The organism is Pseudomonas sp. R3-56, from assembly GCF_051132075.1.
Taxonomy (GTDB): domain Bacteria; phylum Pseudomonadota; class Gammaproteobacteria; order Pseudomonadales; family Pseudomonadaceae; genus Aquipseudomonas.
In genome coordinates this window covers 197,409-217,865 of record NZ_CP071657.1, presented here as the reverse complement: position 1 = coordinate 217,865, position 20,457 = coordinate 197,409, and the positions used below count along the sequence as shown (strand labels likewise).

Below are 20,457 nucleotides of genomic sequence, written 5' to 3'. Positions count from 1 at the left end.
TTTTTATTGGAGCGCGATTACAGGTTGTAACCACGTTCGTTGTGCTGGGCCAGGTCCAGGCCCACGGCCTCTTCTTCCTCGGAGACCCGCAGACCCATGACAGCGTCGAGGACCTTGAGGATGATGAAGGTGACAACCGCCGTGTAGATCACGGTGAAGCCTACGCCTTTGAACTGAATCCACACTTGCGCACCGATATCGGTCACGGTGCCGAAGCCGCCCAGGGCTGGTGCTGCGAACACACCGGTCAGGATGGCGCCGAGGATACCGCCGATGCCATGCACGCCAAAGGCGTCCAGGGAGTCGTCATAGCCGAGTTTGCGCTTGAGGGTGGTGGCGCAGAAGAAGCACACCACGCCCGCCGCCAGACCAATGACCAGGGCGCCCATCGGGCCCACGGTGCCGGCCGCCGGGGTGATTGCAACCAGGCCGGCCACGACGCCCGAGGCGATGCCCAGTGCGCTTGGCTTACCGTGGGTGATCCACTCGGCGAACATCCAGCCCAGCGCGGCGGCTGCGGTGGCGATCTGGGTGACCAGCATCGCCATGCCGGCGGTGCCGTTGGCCGCGACAGCGGAACCGGCGTTGAAACCGAACCAGCCCACCCACAACATGGCCGCGCCCATCAGGGTGTAACCCAGGTTGTGCGGTGCCATCGGCGTGGTCGGGAAGCCTTTGCGCTTGCCCAGCACCAGGCACGCCACCAGGCCTGCGATACCGGCGTTGATGTGCACCACGGTGCCACCGGCGAAGTCCAGTACACCCCAGTCCCACATCAGGCCGCCGTTGCCGGACCAGACCATGTGCGCAATCGGCGCATACACCAAGGTGAACCACACGCCCATGAAGATCAGCATGGCGGAGAACTTCATCCGCTCGGCGAACGCGCCGACGATCAGGGCCGGGGTGATGATCGCGAAGGTCATCTGGAAGGTAATGAAGACTGCTTCAGGGAACAACGCCGCCGGGCCGGTGATGCTGGCCGGGGTGACGCCCGCCAGGAACGCTTTGCCCAGGCCGCCGACGAAGGAGTTGAAGTTGACGACGCCCTGCTCCATGCCGGTAGTGTCGAACGCGATGCTGTAGCCATAGATGACCCACAACACGCTGATCAGACCGGTAATGGCGAAGCACTGCATCATCACGGAAAGAATGTTTTTCGACCGAACCATGCCGCCGTAGAACAGCGCAAGGCCGGGAATGGTCATGAACAGAACAAGAATCGTGGCCGTCAGCATCCAGGCGGTGTCGCCGGAATTGAGGACTGGGGCTGCCGCTTCTTCTGCCATGGCCAGGCCAGGCATTACGAAGGACAACAGGGCTCCTAGCCCTGCGAATTTACGCAGAGTCATATTGTTTTCTCCTGGGGCGTTGGGGTTTGGCGGCTTAGATAGCGTCGGTATCGGTTTCGCCGGTACGGATGCGGATAGCCTGTTCCAGATTGACCACAAAGATCTTTCCGTCACCAATCTTGCCGGTGTTGGCGGCCTTGGTAATCGCCTCGATGACCCGATCAAGATCCTTGTCGTCGATGGCAACGTCGATCTTCACCTTGGGCAGGAAATCGACCACGTATTCCGCGCCGCGATACAGCTCGGTGTGACCTTTCTGCCGACCGAAGCCTTTGACTTCAGTGACGGTAATGCCCTGCACGCCGATTTCGGACAGCGACTCGCGCACGTCGTCCAACTTGAACGGCTTGATGATGGCAGTGACTAGCTTCATGAAACTCTCTCCCGAATTGGTGGACTTGCCCCAGGAAAACAAACCCGACTCAAGTCTAAGCGCAGTGCCTGGCTTTGTAACGCGTCGTCGGCCCAAGTTGCCCGACTGGCGCCAGCTGACTACTCCTGACGAAACTCCCCGCTCCGCCTGCTGCACTGCATTCGTCACAGCGACTGCATCAGTGCATGGGTCATCAGCCACTAAGCAGAAAGCTTGCCATCTGTGCCCAACCCCCCGGATTTCAACCCCCTTGACCACCGCGCCCGCCCGGCACGCGCCACGAACCGGAGCGATACGCACAACAACGGTGCGGTGGCGCCCGGCACAGTGCGCGAAAAGCGTGCATCCGCGCCTGGCAAATTGACTATAGACCCTGCGTGATACACTGCCCGCCATCGTTTCCAGGACACCTGCCATGCTTGCCCCCAAAGATCTCCTCGACGCCCTGAGCGGCCACGCCTCCCGCCTCTTGAGTGGCGACACCCCCCTGCCCAAAAGCGAAATCGAAAGCCAGTTCAAGGCTTTATTGCAAAGCGGGTTCAGCAAGCTGGACCTGGTCAGCCGGGAAGAATTCGACAGCCAGATGGTGGTGCTGGCCCGAACTCGGGCGCGGTTGGAGAGCCTGGAGGCGAAGGTGGCGGAGTTGGAGGCGAGGCTGAATCCACCTGCGGAATAACGCGTACTTCTGAAGGCATTACCCAGGGCCGCGATTTTTGGTTTTTTACTTGCGGCCATCCCAATAGCGGGAAACTTTCTCTCGCCCTTTCTCTTCCGGATGAGTTCGGCGCATCAGCCGCGACGGCCATCTTCGCGAAAAATCCTACAAAAGCTTCCTAAATTCGTCGAATACGCGAACTTTATCCAAAATCCCGTTAAAGCTCCCCTGGCATTCGCCGCTAAATCTTCGTAATGGAATGCGCTAACGAGCTGGACTTTGCGCAAGTCGGCATCTCAACCAAAGGGGTCGATGCGAAGTAACCGGAATGGACATGCAGCCAGCATCAAGGCTGTAAACCGGGCAAGGCGGACGGCTGTCCGTCGTGCGACATACGTACATGTCAAACAGGTAAAACGGCATGCAATTGAAAAAACGCAGCGTCGCGGCTTTGGCCGTCTGCTCCCTGCTCGTCGCTGGTGCGGCGCAAGCAGGTCCATTGATCCGGGTAACCGTCAAGAACCTCAGCAGCGCGACGGTCCAGTATTCGTTCCAGGGCAACAACGAGGCCCTCACCCACGCTAATGCGACACCCAAGCCTGCGGATACGATCAAGTCACAAGAAACTTTTAACTTCGTGGTGCGGGACCAGCGCAACCCTGCGATTGCCACCGCAGTCGTCCGCTATGGCGCCGACGGCAAAACTTGCGTGTTCAGCACTTTTTACACCAATCCCAAGCTGCCTAAATGGACCAAGGACGCGCAGGCCACCGGCCGAGTCCGCTGCAATGCGACGATTACGGCGATAAACGCGTCCGATCACTCGTGGAACATTGAGTTCACGATCCAGTAAAAGGCCGGCCAGGTTTGCCTTGGAGGGTAAATCCGAGGCAGTCCTGGCCTGATCGAGTGCTGTGCGCTTACAGCGCACCGCAGCTTAGAGATGGAGGCAAAACAATGGATGGTATCAACGGTGCACGCCCGCACTACGCAACGAACCTGAAAGCCACCGCAAGCTCGCTAGAGCCAACCGACAAGGTCGGCGCCAGCCCGACGAGCGAGGTGCAACCCGGCGCCTTGAGCGGCAATACCACCACCCGACTCTCGCCAATGGCACAGCTGCTCAGCGACGCGGCAGCACGCGCTGCGGAGCGGGACGCCAGCAATGACCGCGCAGGCCTGGCATACATTGCCCGGCGAGCCACGCAAGATTTCTACGTCCCCTACTCCGCAAAAAACAAGGAAATTCGCGACGCGGAAGTGCCGCCCTCGGACGATCCGCAGCGCCTGGATCAGGCGCAGCAGGCAACGAACTTCCTCAACAAGAAGGGCGTCAACCCGTTCCAGAACCTTTCCAACGAGCAACTGACGCTGATCATCTACGACGACAGCGGTGACTTTACCCACAATGAACGCAGAGTGGCATGGGAAGCTTATACCGACTCGCACGCAGCCTGGGCCCTCACAGTCACCAATAAGCTGATGGACGAGTATCACCGCAACGGGGATGTATCCCCGGAGACCATCAGGGATGTTCTCAATTACTACAAAAGCCTGCCCCCCATTCAGGAGTCTCTGATGCTCGGCGATTACGAAGCCGACTTTACTCAACAGATCAAGAGCGCCGAATTGGCCAAAGCGCGGAGGTTAAGTGGCAGCGACGAAGGAATGCCCCCATGGCAATCGCTGGTTGAGCTGATGCTCGCACAGCAGGACAAGAAAAAACCCGAAACGCCCGCGACAGACGCCTGAGCAGGCATCAACCGATGCCCCCTTTCCACGAAAGGGGGCTCGCTCAGGATGGACAACGAATGCCTGAAAATCTCCCTCCCGAGCTGATCCGCGTACAAGGCATGAGCCATATCCATGGCATCGACGCGACCGCACGCGCCACCCTGCGCGATGTGTCGCTGACCATCAATGCAGGACAGAGCTGCGCCATTATCGGCGCCTCGGGATCCGGCAAAAGTACCTTGCTCGGCTTGATCGGCCTGCTTGACCAACCTTCGACCGGGCAGGTCTACCTGGCTGGCCGCGACATGACCCAGGCAAGCGCTGACGCTCGCGCGATGATGCGCAACCGACACATTGGCTTCGTCTTTCAGAGCTTCAACCTGCTGCCACGCCTGGACGCCCTGGACAATGTCGCGCTGGCGCTGCTCTACCGCGGCATATCTCGCCAGGCTGCCCAGGCAGCCGCGCGGCGCCAGCTATTGCAGCTCGGTCTGGGCGAACGCCTGCATCATCGCCCGGCACAGTTGTCCGGAGGCCAACGCCAGCGCGTGGCCATTGCGCGAGCGCTGGTGGGAGAACCGGCCCTGCTGCTGGCCGACGAACCCACCGGCAACCTCGACAGCCAGACCGCCAGCGAGGTCATCGAACTGCTGCTGGCGCTCAATCGGGAGCGGGGCGTCACCCTGATAGTCGTCACCCACGACCCGGACATCGCCAAGCGCATGCAGCGCTGCCTGCGGATCAGCGAGGGCCGCCTGTGGGAAATGCCTCATGACTGAGTCGACTCGCTACGGACCGTTGCCCTGGCAACTGCTGACCGAGGCCCTCGACAGCCTGCGCCGCCTGGGACGACGAGCCTTGCTGGCATTGCTGGGTATCGCAGTTGGCTGCGCGGCGGTAGTTGCGCTGCTGAACATTGGCCATAACGCCCAAGCCCGGAGCATGGAGGTATTCCAGGCGATGGGCAGCGACCTGCTGGTCGCCGACGTGAAGCCGGCCTCGAACAAGGGAGTGTCGGGGCATGCCCCGACCAATCTCGATAACCAGGCCCTTCGCGAGGCGTTACCTGAGGTGCTGGCGGTCAGCGCTCTGAACCTGGCCTCAGTGCACGCAAGCATGCATGGGCGACCGCTCAATACCCTGCTGGCCGGGGTCGACCCGGAAATAGCCTCGGTGCTTGGCCTGCAGCCGGAGCAAGGACGATTCCTCAGCCGCTACGATGCCCAGAGCACCCATGCAGTGCTCGGCGCAACCTTGGCCGCCCAGCACGCCCCCGTCGCGCCGGGTGATACGTTGCAACTGGCCGGCTATCTGTTCCAGGTGATCGGCATACTCCACAGCCATGGTCAAAATCCCCTGCTGCCGCTGCCCATCGATGACAGCATCCTGGTGCCGATCGAGGGCATGCGCCGCCTCGTTTCCGCACCGCAAATCGGCACTGTGCTGGTGCGCAGCAACGAAGGCGCGGACTCACAAACCCTAGCCCAGAAACTGCATGACTACCTGCTGACATCCTTGCCCGGTCGGGAGATCGACGTGCAGGTCCCGCAGCGGTTACTCGACGGTCTCGCCCAGCAATCGCAGTTGTTCTCCTGGTTGCTGGCAGGGTTGGGGGGAATTTCGCTCTTGGTCGGTGGCGTCGGCGTGATGAATATCATGTTGATGAACGTCGCCGAACGCCGCGGCGAAATCGGTGTGCGCATGGCACTGGGTGCTCGCCCGCGGGACATCGCCTGGCTGTTTCTGCTGGAGGCCATGGTGCTGACAGTCGCCGGAGCGTCCACCGGTGCTCTGCTCGGAGTGGCAACCGGCTGGTTGTTCGTCGTGCTGTCAGGCTGGATGGATTTCACGCTCTCGCCCCTTGCACTGCCGCTGGGCATGGGCGGTGCGCTGCTCACGGGGTTGCTCTTTGGCCTGAGCCCGGCGCTGTCCGCCGCGCGTCTGCAGCCGGTGCAGGCGCTGCGTGATGATTAAAGCCTGGGCGGTCGCCTTGCTGCTGACGCCGCCCAGTGGGGCGGTGCTGGCAGATACAGCGCTGTCACCGTCACAGGCGACTCGGCCGGGCACTCCCTCCGCGGCTGTCGCCAGCGCCTCGCTCAATGCCTACGGCATCGAGCTGACCCTCAGCGATGCGATCTACCTGGGACTGCGCGACAACCGCGCCATTCGCAGCGCTTACCTGGAACGGATCGGCCAGAAATTCGCTTTGCGCGTGGCCGAGGACCGCTTCAGCCCCAAGCTGTTCGTGCGCGGCAGTTACCTGTCCAGCCATAACCAGCTCGATCGCTATCGGCAAGGCGACATCGCACCGGTTTCAACCCTGCTCACCCCTTACGGCACGCGCGTCGGCCTGGGCTGGACCTGGCGCCAGACCGATGCCGACAGGGCGGGACTGACACGCAATGACGGCGCCAATATCACGATCATCCAGCCGCTGCTGCGCGGCGCCGGCCGCGATGTCGCCACCGCCCCAGTACAACTGGCGCGCCTGAGCGAGCAGGTCAACCGCCTGGCGCTGAAAGACCGGGTGGCGCAGACGATCACCCGGATCATTACCGCCTACCGCACGCTCCTGCAGGCTCAGGAACAGCTGAACATCTCCAGCAACGCCTTGGCGCGGGCGCACCAACTGCTCGGCGTCAACCGGGCGATGATCGACGCCGGGCGCATGGCCGCGTTCGAGATCGTCCAGACCGAGGCCGAAGTCGCCAACCAGGAGCTGAGCCACGAAGACGCCCGCAACCAACTGGAAAGCGCTCGCCTGGCATTGTTGCAACTGCTTGCGCTGGACCTCGACACTCCAATCATTGCCAGCGAGGCCATGCAAGCCGCGCCCCTCGACATCGACACTGCGCAGGCCGTGCGCCAGGCCGAAGCATTACAACCGACCTACCTCATCCAACTGATCGCCGGCCAGCAGGCCCGGATAAACAGGCTCGTGGCACGCAACGAGCGTCTATGGGACGTATCGCTGGTCGGCGGCGGCGGTCAGGTCCGTGATCGCAACAATCTCCACGGCAGCACCCGAAGCTGGGAGAACTACGTGGGCGTGCAGGTGGAGATTCCGATCGGCGACCTGGGCGCCCGCCAGGCTGAAGTCCAGGCCCGGGTCGACGTGGAGAACCAGCAGGTCCGCACGCAAGAGGCTCATCAGGAACTGCAGCGTGGCGTGACCAACGCGGTACGCGACATCGGCGCGCGCTGGCGACAGTATCAAATCGCCCGGCGCGCCGAGGAGCTGTCCCAGCGAAAGCTGGACATCGAGCAAGAAAAACTCACCGTGGGGCGTTCGAGCAACTTTCAGGTTCTCAGCTTCGAAAATGACCTGCGCATGGCGCAGAGTGCCCGATTGGCCGCACTCATCAGTTACCTCAACGCCCAGGCGGAACTGGATCAGACCTTGGGCACTACCCTGCAAAGCTGGGACATCGCGTTGAATGACTAACCCCATCACACTCAAGCCTGCATTGCTCTTTTTCGGATTGGGCGCGTTGATCATTATCGCGTTGCGCTGGCCGCCTGCGCCCGCAGGCACCCGCGCAACGGCAAGCACAGCGCCTGACTGGGTGCATATCGAACCGCGATTGCTGGAAAGCCGGCTGGGGCTGATCGGACGTATCCAGGCCGTCAACCAGGTTACCTTGACCGCCCCGTTTGATGGCTTGCTTGCCGAGGTGCGGGTACACGAAGGACAACGGGTCGAGAAAGGCCAGGTGCTGCTGACGCTGGACCCCGGGCAATTGCAGATCCAGCTGCGCCAGGCGCAGGCGCAACTGCTCAAGGCACAACGCGAGGCCCGCCGCTTGCAGCATTGGAGCAAAGGCTCCGAGGTCAGCAATGCCCGACGGGCTCTGAACAATGCCAGGCAGAGCCTGGCCGCCAGCGAAAGTAACCGGCGTGACACGCAAGCGTTGTTCGAACGTGGCATCGTCGCGAGGATGGAACTCGAAACGCTGGAGCAGCAGGTGCGCAGCGACCAGCAACAGCTCAGCGCGGCAATCGAGGAACTGGCCACGACACTGGCGTACGGCCAGGGCGAGGAACGCCATATCGCCGAGATGGAGCTGGCTAATGCGCAGGCGCATCACCAGGCCTTCGAAACGCTGCATGCCCGCCGAGAAGTGACGGCGCCGGTGAGCGGTTACGTCGTGCGACCTGTCATGCCGGGTGACGGCCAACCGGTAGCGGTGCAACCTGGCGTGGCCGTGAGCCGGGGCACGCCGTTGCTTGGCGTCATTGGCCTGGACCGTTTCCAAGCCCTTGCTCGCGTGGATGAAACCGACCTGTACCTGTTACGTGAAGGCATGCCAGTGCAAATCACTGGTGATGGATTCGCCGGTGAACTGAGCGGCCGCATACTGGCCATCGGAATCCAGAACGAGGCGGCCGACCAGCAGGACACAGGCGCGCGCTATAAGGTCCAGGTGTCAATTGATACGGCCGTCGCCGATTTCGACCCCCCGCTGCGGACCGGTATGAGCGCGCGTCTGGCAGTGATCCTCTACCGCGACGAACAGGGTATCGCCGTACCACCGCACGCCCTTCGCCGCGATGAGTCTGGCGCCACCTACGTGCTGCACCGGGCGACAACACAAGCCCGCCCCGAGCGCGTAATGGTCAGCCCACGCACAACCGTCGCGCAAGGAGTGGTCGTGCAGGGACTTACGCCCGGGTTTGTCGAGGTACCGCGGTCATGAAACCGCAGTGACAAGCTCGCCCGGAGAAGCCGGTAACGCGCTTTAGGGTTTATTGTCGCTGGGGCGTGAGGGAACACTCAATGACAGTCGCGCTAGCGCCCGTCGAAAACCTTCCACTTTGGCCAAATTTCCCCAGGTACTGTGGGTAATAACGCCATAAGCGTAAGGAAGTAAACCCTCCAGCCAGTCTCGCGGGTGGATCTCGACGCTATTCTCCAGTGTCGCGACGACCCAGTCGGGCAGCCATGACGCGTCAGTGCACAAACGCTTCGGGGTATTTTTCCAAATAGACATCATTGAGCTGCATATCTTCGGAACGCATGAAAGCTTTGAAGTCGGGTACCAGAAAGACCAGCAGAGACAACAGCAGCACCATGACGCCCAGCAGAGTAATTGTCAGTGCGACCCCTAGAGGGGCAATCAGAATATTCATCGCTAAACTGCCCAAGGGACTGGCCGCCGCAGACAGAAACGAAACCGTGGCAAAAATCCGATTGCGATGGAGCTTTGGCGTTGCCAGCAACCTCACAGCGGAGGTGGGAATGTTGATCAACATCAGGCCGACACCACCACAGAAAAAGGCCAGGATAACAACGAGGGACGATGAAATGGTCCCGACCACTACTAGATTGCATCCCAGTAATGCAAAACCTGCGGACACACACATATCCCGGGGGAGCCGGCCGGATAACCAACCGATGATCTTGTAGCTGCCCGCCAGAATGCCCAGTCCGAAGGACGAATCCAGAAGACCAATGTAAGTGACTGGGTACTGGATGACGTCCTTTACGTACAGTGGTATCAGGATGGTGAAGAACGGAAAAAGGGCAAAGTTGACAAGCATTGCAATGATGGCCAGGTAAAATTCAACTTTCACTCCGTAAACGACTTTGAAGCCGGAATAGATCATGCTGAGGCCGCTGGCATCCGGAGCCTTTTCGCCTTGGCCTGAGGCGCCGACTTGGCTCGGGATGGTCGCGATCAGCGCTCCGGCGATGAGAATCGCAAAGAAGTCGGCGGCAAAGGCGAACGTGATACCGAACCCATGAATCAACCCGCTGGCAAGTACCGGCCCCAACAGAATGGAAAAGGACGACATGACGCTCTTGGTCCGAAAGGCCAGAGAGACTTTATCGTCGTTTGCAAACAAAGGAATGATTGACGCCTGGAGAGGGTCGCGTACGCCGATGATCGCGCTATTGATCATCATCAGTGCGCCCACCGTCCAAGGGTTGAATGAATCCGTGGCGGACAGCAACACCATCAACAGCGCTGCCAGCAGGCTGATCCAGGAGGCCAGTTTGATGATCAGGATTTTGTTGTATTTGTCTCCCAGCCATCCCAGCAAAGGTTTGGCTAACACTTCTGCCGCGATGGAACAGGCAACCATATTGGCGAAGTAGAGTGCAGAGCCTGTTTCCTGCAGGGCCCACCAGGCCACGGCCAGTTGATTGCACCGGCCACCCAGAACCATCAATAAAAAGCTGAATTGCACTTTCAGCAGACGTCGGTCGATGCCGGGGATGCCCCACGTAGTGCCTGAAAAATTTGCATTCATTGATGTACCTTTTGATCCGAATTGGGTGACTGCGTAATCACGGGCATTCAAGAAACAACGAGGTGATTCTCATCAGGGTAAATCGCCATATATCGCTCGATGCCACCCTCCAGGCTGTAGAGTTCCGCTTCCTGGCTGACGCTACGAACTTACCAGCAACGCCTCCTTACTCCTGACGCCGGATTTGCAATAGAAAACGATAGGGCGGGCAGTATCGAGTTCCTGCTGACGCTTTACTTTCCACCTCGTGCGGTGATTTTCGAATAAAAAGGTCAAGACAGATCGCCAACCATACACAATGAGTAGCGGCGATAACGAGTCACGCATTCCTCTTCCATCGACTGATTATTTTTTCGCAACATCCTGGCAAAGTTTCCCTTTCAATCGCTCCACCGAAGCGCTCCCTCACAACTAACCTTCAGGAACCGCAGGATGCGGTCCTCTCTACCACTCAAGGAACGATTCATGTCACTCGCCATCGTTCACAGCCGCGCCCAGGTCGGCGTCGAAGCACCCGCTGTCACCGTCGAAGTCCATCTGGCCAATGGCTTGCCGTCGCTGACCATGGTCGGCCTGCCGGAGGCGGCGGTGAAGGAAAGCAAGGATCGGGTGCGCAGTGCGATCATCAACTCGGGGCTCAGCTTTCCGGCGCGGCGCATTACCCTGAACCTGGCGCCGGCGGACCTGCCCAAGGACGGCGGGCGGTTCGACCTGGCGATTGCCCTTGGCATCCTGTCGGCCAGCGTGCAGGTGCCGACGCTGATGCTGGACGACGTCGAATGCCTCGGCGAGCTGGCGTTGTCCGGGGCGGTACGACCGGTACGCGGGGTGTTGCCCGCGGCGCTGGCGGCACGCAAGGCTGGACGCATGCTCGTGGTGCCTTGGGCGAATGCCGAGGAAGCCTGCCTGGCGTCGGGACTGAAAGTGATCGCGGTGAATCACCTGCTCGAAGCGGTGGCGCATTTTAATGGCCACACCCCGGTCGAACCCTTTGTCTCCAACGGGCTGCTTTCGGCCAGCAAGCCCTACCCCGATCTCAGTGAAGTCCAGGGCCAGGCCGGGGCCAAGCGCGCGTTGCTGATCGCGGCAGCAGGAGCCCATAACCTGTTGTTCAGCGGCCCGCCCGGTACCGGCAAGACGCTGCTGGCGAGCCGTTTGCCAGGGTTATTGCCACCCTTGGCCGAAAGCGAGGCCCTGGAAGTCGCGGCGATCCAGTCGGTCGCCAGTTGCGTGCCGTTGAGCCATTGGCCGCAGCGTCCGTTCCGTCAGCCGCATCATTCGGCGTCCGGCCCGGCGCTGGTGGGCGGTGGGTCCAAGCCGCAACCGGGAGAAATCACCCTTGCTCATCATGGCGTGCTGTTTCTGGATGAGTTGCCGGAATTCGACCGCAAGGTGTTGGAAGTGCTGAGAGAACCGTTGGAGTCGGGGCATATCGTGATATCCCGCGCCCGGGACCGGGTGCGCTTTCCGGCGCGCTTCCAGCTGGTGGCGGCGATGAATCCCTGCCCGTGTGGCTATCTCGGCGAGCCCAGCGGTCGTTGCTCCTGCACGCCGGACATGGTGCAGCGTTACCGCAACAAACTGTCCGGCCCGCTGCTCGACCGGATCGACTTGCACCTGACCGTGGCCCGGGAAGCCACCGCACTGAACCCCAAGAGCGAACCGGGGGACGATACGGCCACCGCCGCCGAACGGGTGGCCGATGCCCGTGAACGCCAGCAAGCACGCCAAGGCTGTGCCAATGCGTTCCTGGATCTGCCGGGCCTGCGCCGGCACTGCAAACTGTCCACGACCGACGAAGCCTGGCTGGAAACCGCTTGCGAACGGCTGACCCTGTCGCTGCGAGCCGCCCATCGCCTGCTCAAGGTCGCCCGGACGTTGGCCGACCTTGAGCAAGCGGAGCGAATCAGCCGCGAACATCTGGCCGAAGCCCTGCAGTATCGCCCCGCCACGGTTTGAACCGCTTACGGCTTGCTCAGGTCCACCAGCGGGGCATCGCGCACCTCGGTTTTCCGATCGCCCTGGATGTCATCAATGCGCTTGAGCGCCTTGTCAACGGCAGCCTTGTCCGCCAACAGGCTGTAATGGATCTGGAACTGCTTGCGCTCTTTCGGCGCGATGGTCGGCACCAGGCCCAGTGGTCGCTGATAACGACGGTTGTAGGAGAAACTGGTGCCCGGCTCGAGGCCGGTCACGTAGCCCTGGCCTTGGGTATCGGTGTTTTTCCACAGGGAAAATACCGGAAGCGTCCCGGTGTTGAAGCCCACCGATACGCCGAGGCTACCGGCCTTGTTGTGCAATACGGTCAGCGTATCGCCCTTGGCGTCGGCATAAGGCACGACGTTGTAGACGGTTTCGTCGTAGTCCTTGGTTGGGGCACGGTAGGTTTGCCAGTCTTTCAGGTCGCCCTTGGCCTTGTCATTGAACGGCGACACCTGTTTGACCGGCGCTGCGAAGCGCGCATCCTGCTCCAGGAATGGCGTACTGAAGTTGCTGTGATAGAGCGCCTGGTATTCCTTCGGATAGTCGCCGTTGTTGGTCAGCGTGTCGCTGAGCGCGAAGGTCACGCTGCCGGGTTCGGTGACCAGTTCGGTCTGCACCGAAAAGTCGACTTTCTTGAACGCCTGCTCCTTCAACTCGCCTCGCAGGGTAATCGCGTAGGGCGGTTTTTCATCGATGTGCAGGGTGACTTTGTTCGCCGGGATATTGGCCGCGCGGCCGTGCAAGGTCAGCAGCTCGCCATTGTCCATGCCCGGATGACCGACCCATTCGTAGCCGCAGCGGGTGACCAGCTCGTTGAATCCTTCCAGCCAACCCAAGCCGCCCCGGCCATTGAGCTCGATGAATGCCGGATTGACCACTTCCTTGACCGGCGAATCCCACCCCATACGGACATCGCCGACCGAGGCCTGCAGCACATTCATGCCGCGGGTCGGGACGACAGAGAGTTTCATCGTGCCGTTGTCGATATCGACGATGCTGACGCCTTCCTGGCGACCGCCGTGCAGGGTGCGCATCGTCACGGAAAACGGTTTGTCGGTCTTCACACCGAGCTGCTGACTGGTGATTTGCCAAGGCTGTGCGGCCTTGTCGGTATCGAGCAGGACATAATCCCAGGCCATGGCGTGGGAGGCAGCACCGAGGGCGCTGAGGGTAACGAGGAGTTTGAGCGGAGTCATGGAAACGACCTTTTATTGGAGTTGTGCGGTTTTTATAGACTTGAAGAAACGTTTCAGCAAGCCGAAAAACAGCAATCAACCGCAAAAAGGAAGGCGACTGCAGAATTAGGGAGATTTTTGTGGGAGCGAGCTTGCTCGCGAAAGCGGTGGGTCAGTAGATAGAGATGTTGCAGGAAGGCCGCCTTCGCGAGCAGGCTCGCTCCCACATTGGTTTTGGATAGGGCGTGAGAAATGGGGCCGCCACAGTTCTTCTGTGGGAGCGAGCCTGCTCGCGAAAGCGGTGGGTCAGTTGATAGAGATGTGGCTCGTCAGCCGTCATCGCGAGCAAGCTCGCTCCCACAGTAGTGCTGGGTGAGCTTGCTCGTGATGTTGCCGCAGGAAGCCTCAGCGGAACCGATCAACCTCTTTGCGCAGGTCCTGCGCCAGTTTTTCCAGTTCCTTGGCGGTGATCGCCAGGTTCGAGACTACTTCGCGTTGTTCGCTGTTGGCCATCGCGATGCTTTGCAGGTTGCTGCTGAGCAAGGTCGCGGTGCTGCTCTGCTCTTGGGTGGCCGTGGTGATCGCTGCAAACTGCTGGCCGGCCGAGCGGCTTTGCTCGTCGATGCGCGCCAGGGCCGAGGCGACGTTGGCGTTGCGCGACAAGCCTTCCTGCATGAGCAGGTTGCCCTTCTCCATCGTACTGATGGCATTGCCGGTTTCCTGCTGGATGCTGTTGATCATGCCAGAGATTTCGTCAGTAGCCTGGCGGGTACGCGACGCCAGGCTACGGACCTCGTCGGCCACCACGGCAAAACCACGGCCCTGTTCACCCGCGCGCGCGGCTTCGATGGCAGCGTTCAAGGCCAGCAGGTTGGTTTGCTCGGCAATCGAGGTGATCACGCCGACGATGCCGCCAATTTCCTGGGAGCGCTGACCCAAGGTGTTGATGACCGTGGCCGTGCTGTTCAACGCGCCAGCGATCTGTTCCAGCGATGACGAAGCTTCGTCCATCGAGGTACGGCCGATGCGGGTCTGCTGGGCGTTGTCCTGGGCCAGACGCTCGGTATTGCCCATGTTATCGGCGATGTTCAACGAGGTGGCGCTGAACTCTTCCACTGCGCCCGCCATGCTGGTGATTTCGCCGGACTGCTGCTCCATCCCTTCATACGCACCGCTGGACAAGCCGGACAACGCCTGGGCACGACTGTTGACCTCCTGCGAGGCCTTGCGGATATGCTCGACCATGGTCGACAAGGCTTGGCTCATCTGGTTGAAGGCACGGGCCAGTTGGCCAATTTCATCGTGGCTGGATACGTTCAGACGCACGCTCAGGTCGCCGGCGCCCAGCGCTTCGGCCTGACGTACGAGGTCGCCCAGGGGCGCCAGTTTGCTACGCAACAGCCACACTGCAGCACCGACCGCCAGCAACATTGCCAGCAGGCTGCCAATGGCCAGTTGCGTACCGACGTTCCAGGTTACTGCGTTGATTTCGGTTTTCGGCATGCTCGCCACCACCGCCCACGGCCCGCCCTCGAACGGCACGGCGACGCTGTAGAACTCTTCTGCGGTGTCTTCCCAGAACGCACCCTTGCCCGGCTTCTTGATCAAACCGGTGATAGCCGCGGTGGCGTTGTCCAGCGCCTGCACACCCGCTGGCGGTACCAACCATTTGTTCTGTTCGTCCAACAGCGCCAGGGAACCGGTCTGGCCGATGCGGAAGCGCTTGAGGTTGTCGAATTGCGCATTCTGCGCATCGGTGTAATCGAATCCTACATACAACACGGCAATAATCTTGCCGCTGCCGTCGCGAACGGGCGTGTATTGCGACATGTAGAAACGACCGAAGAGCAAGGCCCGGCCGATGTAGCTCTGCCCGCTGATCACCGGGCCGTACGCCGGGCCCGCGCGGTCGAGTACGGTGCCGATGGCCCGCGTACCGTCCTGCTTGCTCACCGAGGTACTGACGCGGATGAAGTCGTCGCCGCTACGCACGAATATAGTCGCCACGCCGGCGGTCATCGCCTTGAACTCGTCCACTTCCTTGAAGTTGTTGTTCAACACTTCGCTGCCCAGGCTCAAGCCTGGCGTCTGCACGCCCGCCACCGTCACCGACTGGTCCGGATGCACGCTCAGACCCGCGCTGAAGCGCTTTTCGAACAGGCCAGCCAACCGCTGGGTGCTCTCGCGCAAGGTGCTATGGAAGGTATTGAGCTGGTCGGCCATCAGGCGCGCTTCGCTGGCCAGGTGCTCTTCACGAGTGGAAAGGTTGGCGGCGTCCAGTGAACGCAAGGCGAAGACGGTACTGCCGGAAATCACGACCGCCAGTATCACGGCAAGGGCAAGGCCTAGCTGTGAGGCGATCCGGGCGCGGGGTTGAGACATGACGGCTCCTGGCCGAGAGACTGGATCATCCTGATCACGTCGCACGCTCGGCATTCAATTTTTTGAGGTGTGGGCCCTTTCTGTACGAAGGTTCTATGTTCACGGATTCGGCAGCAAAACCGAATACTTGAGCGCCCTGGAAGGAATAATACCAAGTAGCCACTACCGCACCTTCAACCTTTCAGGCCAGTCGCTTCACCTCGGGCAGTTGCATGGCGCTTACCTCGCCCTGGAGAAAATCGCTAAGCCTGCGCAAACGTTCACCTCCAGGCCGGGTCTTCGGCCAGACGAGGTAATAGTGCTCGCCGCTGGCAACAGCCGTAGGCCACGGCAGACTCAAGCGTCCCTGGGCAACGTCCTCGGCGACCATCAACAAATCGCCCATGGAAACACCATAGCCCCGCGCGGCAGCGATCATGCCCAGTTCCAGCGTATCGAATACCTGGCCGCCCTTGAGCGAGACCTTGTCCGCCAGCCCCATGCGCTGCAACCAGTTGCGCCAATCCCGGCGATCCGGCGTGGGGTGCAACAGCTCGGCGCTGGCCAGCCGCGCCACGTCCCAGGGTTGGTCGTTGAGCAGAGTCGGTGCGCCGACTGGAATCAGCTCCTCGGGGAACAGCAGACTGGCCTCCCAGTCCGCCGGAAAGTGCCCGTTGCCCAGCAGAACCGCGCAGTCGAACGGTTCGGTGTTGAAGTCCACCGAGTCGACGTCCATCCAGGCGCTGGTCAATTGCACTTCGTTGCCGGGTTGCAGATGCCGAAAGCGACTGAGGCGCGCCAGCAACCAACGCATGGTCAGGGTCGACGGAGCCTTCATGCGCAAAATTCCGTCCTCGCCGTGCAAGGTATGGCAAGCACGCTCCAGCGCCATGAAACCCTCCCGCACGCCCGGCAGCAGCAGGCGTGCCGCCTCGGTCAGTTGCAGGTTGCGGCCGCTGCGCTGAAACAGCCGACAGGCGAAGTGTTCCTCAAGCGTGCGAATGTGGCGGCTGACCGCGCTCTGGGTAATCGACAGCTCTTCAGCGGCCCGGGTAAACGAGCTGTATCGCGCCGCCGCTTCGAATGCCCGCAACGCATAAAGAGGAGGGAGGCGACGAGACATCGGGAAGGCTCCTGTGGCTTTTTTCGAACCCTATCAGAAGATTCGCCCAGCATGAGTTTTAATCATGCCAGCAATCGGTTTTATCCTTTTGTGCAAACCACCGCAAGCGCCGAGAATCGACGCCTTACTGCCTTGTTTGAACATGGAGCGTGACGATCATGCGGCATCCGGTGCGTACCGAACTCTGGGCCATCCTGCGGCTGGCGGGGCCGTTGATTGCTTCGCAGCTGGCGCACATGCTGATGGTGTTGACCGACACCTTGATGATGGCGCGCCTGAGTCCGGAAGCCTTGGCCGGTGGCGGTCTGGGGGCGGCGAGTTACTCGTTCGTGTCGATTTTCTGCATCGGCGTGATCGCTGCCGTCGGTACGCTGGTTGCGATCCGCCAGGGCGCTGGCGATATTGAAGGCGCCACCCGGCTGACCCAGGCCGGGTTATGGCTGGCCTGGTTGATGGCGCTGGTGGCCGGGTTGCTGTTGTGGAACCTCAAGCCGGTGCTGCTGTTGTTCGGCCAGACTGAAACCAACGTCCTCGCCGCCGGCCAGTTCCTGCTGGTGCTGCCGTTCGCCCTGCCCGGCTACCTGAGTTTCATGGCCCTGCGTGGATTTACCAGCGCGATCGGCCGGGCCACTCCGGTCATGGTGATCAGCCTCGGCGGCACGGTGGCCAACTTCCTGCTCAATTACGCGCTCATCACCGGCATGTTCGGTTTGCCGAAGCTCGGCCTGATGGGGATCGGCCTGGTGACGGCGATTGTTGCCAACTGCATGGCCCTGGTGCTCGCCTGGCACATCCACCGGCACCCGGCCTACGGCGCCTATCCATTGCTTGAAGGCCTGTCGCGGCCCAATCGCCATTACCTCAAGGAACTGTGGCGCCTGGGCCTGCCGATTGGTGGTACCTACGCCGTGGAAGTCGGGCTGTTCGCATTCGCCGCGCTGTGCATGGGCACCATGGGCAGCACGCCGTTGGCTGCGCACCAGATCGCTCTGCAAATCGTCTCGGTGGCATTCATGGTTCCGGCGGGCATGTCGTACGCGATCACCATGCGCATCGGCCAGCATTACGGCGCTGGGCAATTGCTCATGGCGCGCCTGGCCGGACGGGTCGGGATCGGCTTTGGCGCAGCGGCGATGCTGGCCTTCGCCATGGTGTTCTGGCTGCTGCCCAATCAACTGATCGGTTTGTTCCTGGATCACAATGACCCGGCGTTCCGCCCGGTGATCGACCTGGCTGTGAGCCTGCTGGCCGTGGCGGCGTGGTTCGAGCTGTTCGACGGTACGCAAACCATTGCCATGGGCTGTATCCGTGGCCTGAAGGACGCCAAGACCACCTTCCTGGTGGGCCTGGCTTGCTACTGGCTGATTGGCGCGCCCGCTGCCTGGTGGATGGCCTTTCATTTGAACTGGGGGCCGACTGGTGTCTGGTGGGGCCTGGCCCTGGGGCTGGCGTGCGCGGCGGTGAGCCTGACGTGGGCATTCGAGTGGAAGATGAAGCGGATGATTCGCAGCGAGCCGGAGCAGCAGAGCTTCGAAGCGATCCAGGCGAAGTGAAAATACATCCCCTGTGGGTTTGTGTCAGCTCACGATTTCCTGCGTCGCCTGGCCACCTTCAAACGTCAGGTATTCAACCAATTCCACTAACGGCAGCGGCTTGCTGATCAGGAAGCCCTGCACCTGATCGCAACCGAAACCCCGCAGCAGATCCATCTGTTCACGGGTCTCGACGCCTTCGGCCACGACTTCAAGATTGAGGTTATGGGCCAGGTTGATCATCGCGTGCACCAGCTTGCGGTTCTCTTCACGCTGCTCCATGCCGCCAACGAAACTCTTGTCGATCTTGAGCAGGGCGATGGGCAGGCTGTTGAGGTGCACGAAGGATGAGAATCCGGTACCGAAATCGTCCAGGGAGAACCGCACGCCCAGGCGCCCCAGGGCATCCATGGTCTGTTTGACCATTTCGCTGCGACGCATGACGGCGGTTTCGGTGAGTTCGAACTCCAGCCACTGGGCCTCGACACCCCGTTCGCTGATCAACCGACTCAAGGTCGGCAGCAGCTGACTGTCCTGGAATTGCCGGAACGACAGGTTGATCGCCATATGCAGCGGCGCGAGCCCGCGCTCGCGCAAGGCCTGCATGTCCCGTAGCGCCCGGGAAATCACCCAGTAGCCCAACGGTACGATCAGGCCGCTCTGCTCGGCCAGTGGCACGAATTCGCTCGGCGGCAACAGCCCGCGCTCGCCGTGACGCCAGCGCACCAGGGCTTCGAGGCCGACGATGGTGCCATCGGCAAGGTTCAGCCGCGGCTGGTAATGCAATTCCAGTTCGTCGCGACGCAGCGCCCGGCGCAGTTCGCTTTCCAGGTCGGCGAGACTGCGGGCGTTGCGATTGATGCGCTCATTGAAGATATGAAAAGTGCAGCCTTGCGTGCTCTTGGCCTGCTGCATGGCGATATGCGCGTGCCACATCAGCGGGTCGGCACCGGCCTGGGCGCGAGCATGGGCGATCCCCAGGCTGCAGCCGATCAGCAGGCTTTCGCCATCGACCCAGTAGGGTTCGGCCATGGCTTCGGTGATGCGCTCAGCCATCCACTCGGCCCGCTGGGGCGCGCGGCGGGTATCGATCAGCAGGGCGAATTCGTCGCTGCCCAGCCGCGCCAGTTGATCACCGACTTCCAACGCGCCCTTGAGCCGCGAGACCACCTGCAGGATCAGACGGTCGCCGGCCTGATGACCGAGCGCGTCGTTGGCGTGACGAAAGTTATCCAGATCCAGATGGCCGAGCGCCAGGCCACGGCCTTCGTTTTCAGCCAGGCGTGCCGCCAGCAGGGTCTGGAAGCCTTGGCGGTTGGCGATGCCGGTCAACGGGTCCTGTTCGGCGAGCCGTTGCAGAGTGTTTTCCAGCACCCCGCGCTCGCGCACATGACGAAGGCAACGACGCAGCGTCGCCTCATCGAGTACGTCACGCACCAGCCAGTCGCTGACGCCGTCCGGGGGAGTCGCCGGTTCATGCTCAAGCAACAGCACCGTTGGCAGGCGGCAACGACCGGGCGCCGGCTGCAAAGCGGCGACAGTCAACAGGACCGCATTGCGGTTGTCTTCGAACAGGCTGCTGACCGACTCCCAGCTCGGGGCGCTGATCAACACGACCGAGGGGCCCATGGGCGCCAGGCACTCGCGCAATATCGCTGACCACTCAGGCGTTTCGGCCAATAAGAGCAAACGCAAGGGTTCGACAGGCGTAGACAAGCTGACTCCCTAGACTCTGCAAGGTGGTAGGCGCGGGGCATTATGACTCGCCGACGGGCAATCACCAATGCCAATGGTTCTCAAACACTCGGTTTTGACGGTTTTTCACCTTAAAAACGAACGTTAGACCCAAATCCCGTCCGCATCCTGAGGGAAAGTAACAAAAGCGGCAATTGAAGATGATGTGCAGCGTCACAA

The 20,457-nt window shown here is 61.3% G+C and carries 16 protein-coding genes; 9 read left to right on the top strand and 7 right to left on the bottom strand.

What is annotated here, in order from left to right; genetic code table 11:
* Nucleotides 1–17 precede the first annotated feature (17 nt).
* Both J3P96_RS00995 and glnK read right to left on the bottom strand, forming a co-directional pair.
* Nucleotides 18–1,352 (bottom strand): ammonium transporter, encoded by a 1,335-nt coding sequence (locus J3P96_RS00995; RefSeq protein ID WP_305497956.1) that lies wholly within the window; start codon nucleotides 1,350–1,352, stop codon nucleotides 18–20.
* Nucleotides 1,353–1,386: 34 nt separating this feature from the next.
* Entirely contained in the window at nucleotides 1,387–1,725 is a 339-nt protein-coding gene (glnK, locus tag J3P96_RS00990; protein ID WP_002555808.1) for a P-II family nitrogen regulator, read from the bottom strand.
* 415 nt (nucleotides 1,726–2,140) lie between these two features.
* Here glnK and J3P96_RS00985 point away from each other — a divergent pair, with 415 nt between their 5' ends.
* The 7 genes from J3P96_RS00985 to J3P96_RS00955 all read left to right on the top strand — a co-directional run bounded on the left by J3P96_RS00985 (nucleotide 2,141) and on the right by J3P96_RS00955 (nucleotide 8,811).
* A complete protein-coding gene (locus tag J3P96_RS00985; protein ID WP_434602221.1) occupies nucleotides 2,141–2,401 on the top strand; it encodes an accessory factor UbiK family protein in 261 nt (86 codons plus the stop codon).
* Nucleotides 2,402–2,801: 400 nt separating this feature from the next.
* On the top strand, nucleotides 2,802–3,233 hold the full coding sequence (locus tag J3P96_RS00980) for a hypothetical protein (protein WP_434654770.1): 432 nt from the start codon (nucleotides 2,802–2,804) through the stop codon (nucleotides 3,231–3,233).
* A gap of 104 nt (nucleotides 3,234–3,337) precedes the next feature.
* A complete protein-coding gene (locus J3P96_RS00975) occupies nucleotides 3,338–4,132 on the top strand; it encodes a hypothetical protein (RefSeq protein ID WP_434654768.1) in 795 nt (264 codons plus the stop codon).
* A gap of 59 nt (nucleotides 4,133–4,191) precedes the next feature.
* On the top strand, nucleotides 4,192–4,893 hold the full coding sequence (locus J3P96_RS00970; protein ID WP_434654765.1) for an ABC transporter ATP-binding protein: 702 nt from the start codon (nucleotides 4,192–4,194) through the stop codon (nucleotides 4,891–4,893).
* Nucleotides 4,886–6,088: an ABC transporter permease gene (locus tag J3P96_RS00965; protein WP_434654763.1), complete on the top strand. Its 1,203-nt coding sequence runs from the start codon at nucleotides 4,886–4,888 to the stop codon at nucleotides 6,086–6,088. Before J3P96_RS00970 ends, J3P96_RS00965 begins: the two co-directional genes overlap by 8 nt.
* Nucleotides 6,081–7,559 (top strand): TolC family protein, encoded by a 1,479-nt coding sequence (locus tag J3P96_RS00960; RefSeq protein WP_434654760.1) that lies wholly within the window; start codon nucleotides 6,081–6,083, stop codon nucleotides 7,557–7,559. The genes J3P96_RS00965 and J3P96_RS00960 overlap by 8 nt, the downstream gene beginning before the upstream one ends.
* Nucleotides 7,552–8,811, top strand: a complete 1,260-nt coding sequence (locus J3P96_RS00955) for an HlyD family secretion protein (RefSeq protein WP_434654757.1) — start codon at nucleotides 7,552–7,554, stop codon at nucleotides 8,809–8,811. The genes J3P96_RS00960 and J3P96_RS00955 overlap by 8 nt, the downstream gene beginning before the upstream one ends.
* Before the next feature lie 253 nt (nucleotides 8,812–9,064).
* Here J3P96_RS00955 and J3P96_RS00950 read toward each other — a convergent pair whose 3' ends face one another.
* Nucleotides 9,065–10,369, bottom strand: coding sequence for an MFS transporter (locus J3P96_RS00950; protein ID WP_434654754.1), 1,305 nt, complete (start codon nucleotides 10,367–10,369; stop codon nucleotides 9,065–9,067).
* A 465-nt stretch (nucleotides 10,370–10,834) separates the two neighbouring features.
* Here J3P96_RS00950 and J3P96_RS00945 point away from each other — a divergent pair, with 465 nt between their 5' ends.
* Entirely contained in the window at nucleotides 10,835–12,328 is a 1,494-nt protein-coding gene (locus J3P96_RS00945; protein ID WP_434602234.1) for a YifB family Mg chelatase-like AAA ATPase, read from the top strand.
* Nucleotides 12,329–12,333: 5 nt separating this feature from the next.
* Here J3P96_RS00945 and J3P96_RS00940 read toward each other — a convergent pair whose 3' ends face one another.
* From J3P96_RS00940 to J3P96_RS00930, 3 genes are all read right to left on the bottom strand, one after another.
* Nucleotides 12,334–13,548, bottom strand: coding sequence for an aldose 1-epimerase family protein (locus tag J3P96_RS00940; RefSeq protein ID WP_434654750.1), 1,215 nt, complete (start codon nucleotides 13,546–13,548; stop codon nucleotides 12,334–12,336).
* A gap of 384 nt (nucleotides 13,549–13,932) precedes the next feature.
* Complete coding sequence (locus tag J3P96_RS00935) at nucleotides 13,933–15,909, bottom strand: methyl-accepting chemotaxis protein (RefSeq protein ID WP_434654747.1); 1,977 nt, start codon at nucleotides 15,907–15,909, stop codon at nucleotides 13,933–13,935.
* A gap of 181 nt (nucleotides 15,910–16,090) precedes the next feature.
* The gene (locus J3P96_RS00930; protein WP_434654744.1) at nucleotides 16,091–17,011 is read right to left on the bottom strand and encodes a LysR substrate-binding domain-containing protein; all 921 of its coding nucleotides are present in this window, start codon (nucleotides 17,009–17,011) and stop codon (nucleotides 16,091–16,093) included.
* 158 nt (nucleotides 17,012–17,169) lie between these two features.
* Between J3P96_RS00930 and J3P96_RS00925 the strand changes: the two genes are divergently transcribed.
* Nucleotides 17,170–18,564, top strand: a complete 1,395-nt coding sequence (locus J3P96_RS00925; protein WP_434654741.1) for a NorM family multidrug efflux MATE transporter — start codon at nucleotides 17,170–17,172, stop codon at nucleotides 18,562–18,564.
* A gap of 24 nt (nucleotides 18,565–18,588) precedes the next feature.
* Here J3P96_RS00925 and J3P96_RS00920 read toward each other — a convergent pair whose 3' ends face one another.
* Nucleotides 18,589–20,259 carry a putative bifunctional diguanylate cyclase/phosphodiesterase gene (locus J3P96_RS00920; protein ID WP_434654738.1) on the bottom strand — a complete coding sequence of 557 codons (1,671 nt, stop codon included), beginning with the start codon at nucleotides 20,257–20,259 and terminating at the stop codon, nucleotides 18,589–18,591.
* Nucleotides 20,260–20,457: the final 198 nt, after the last annotated feature.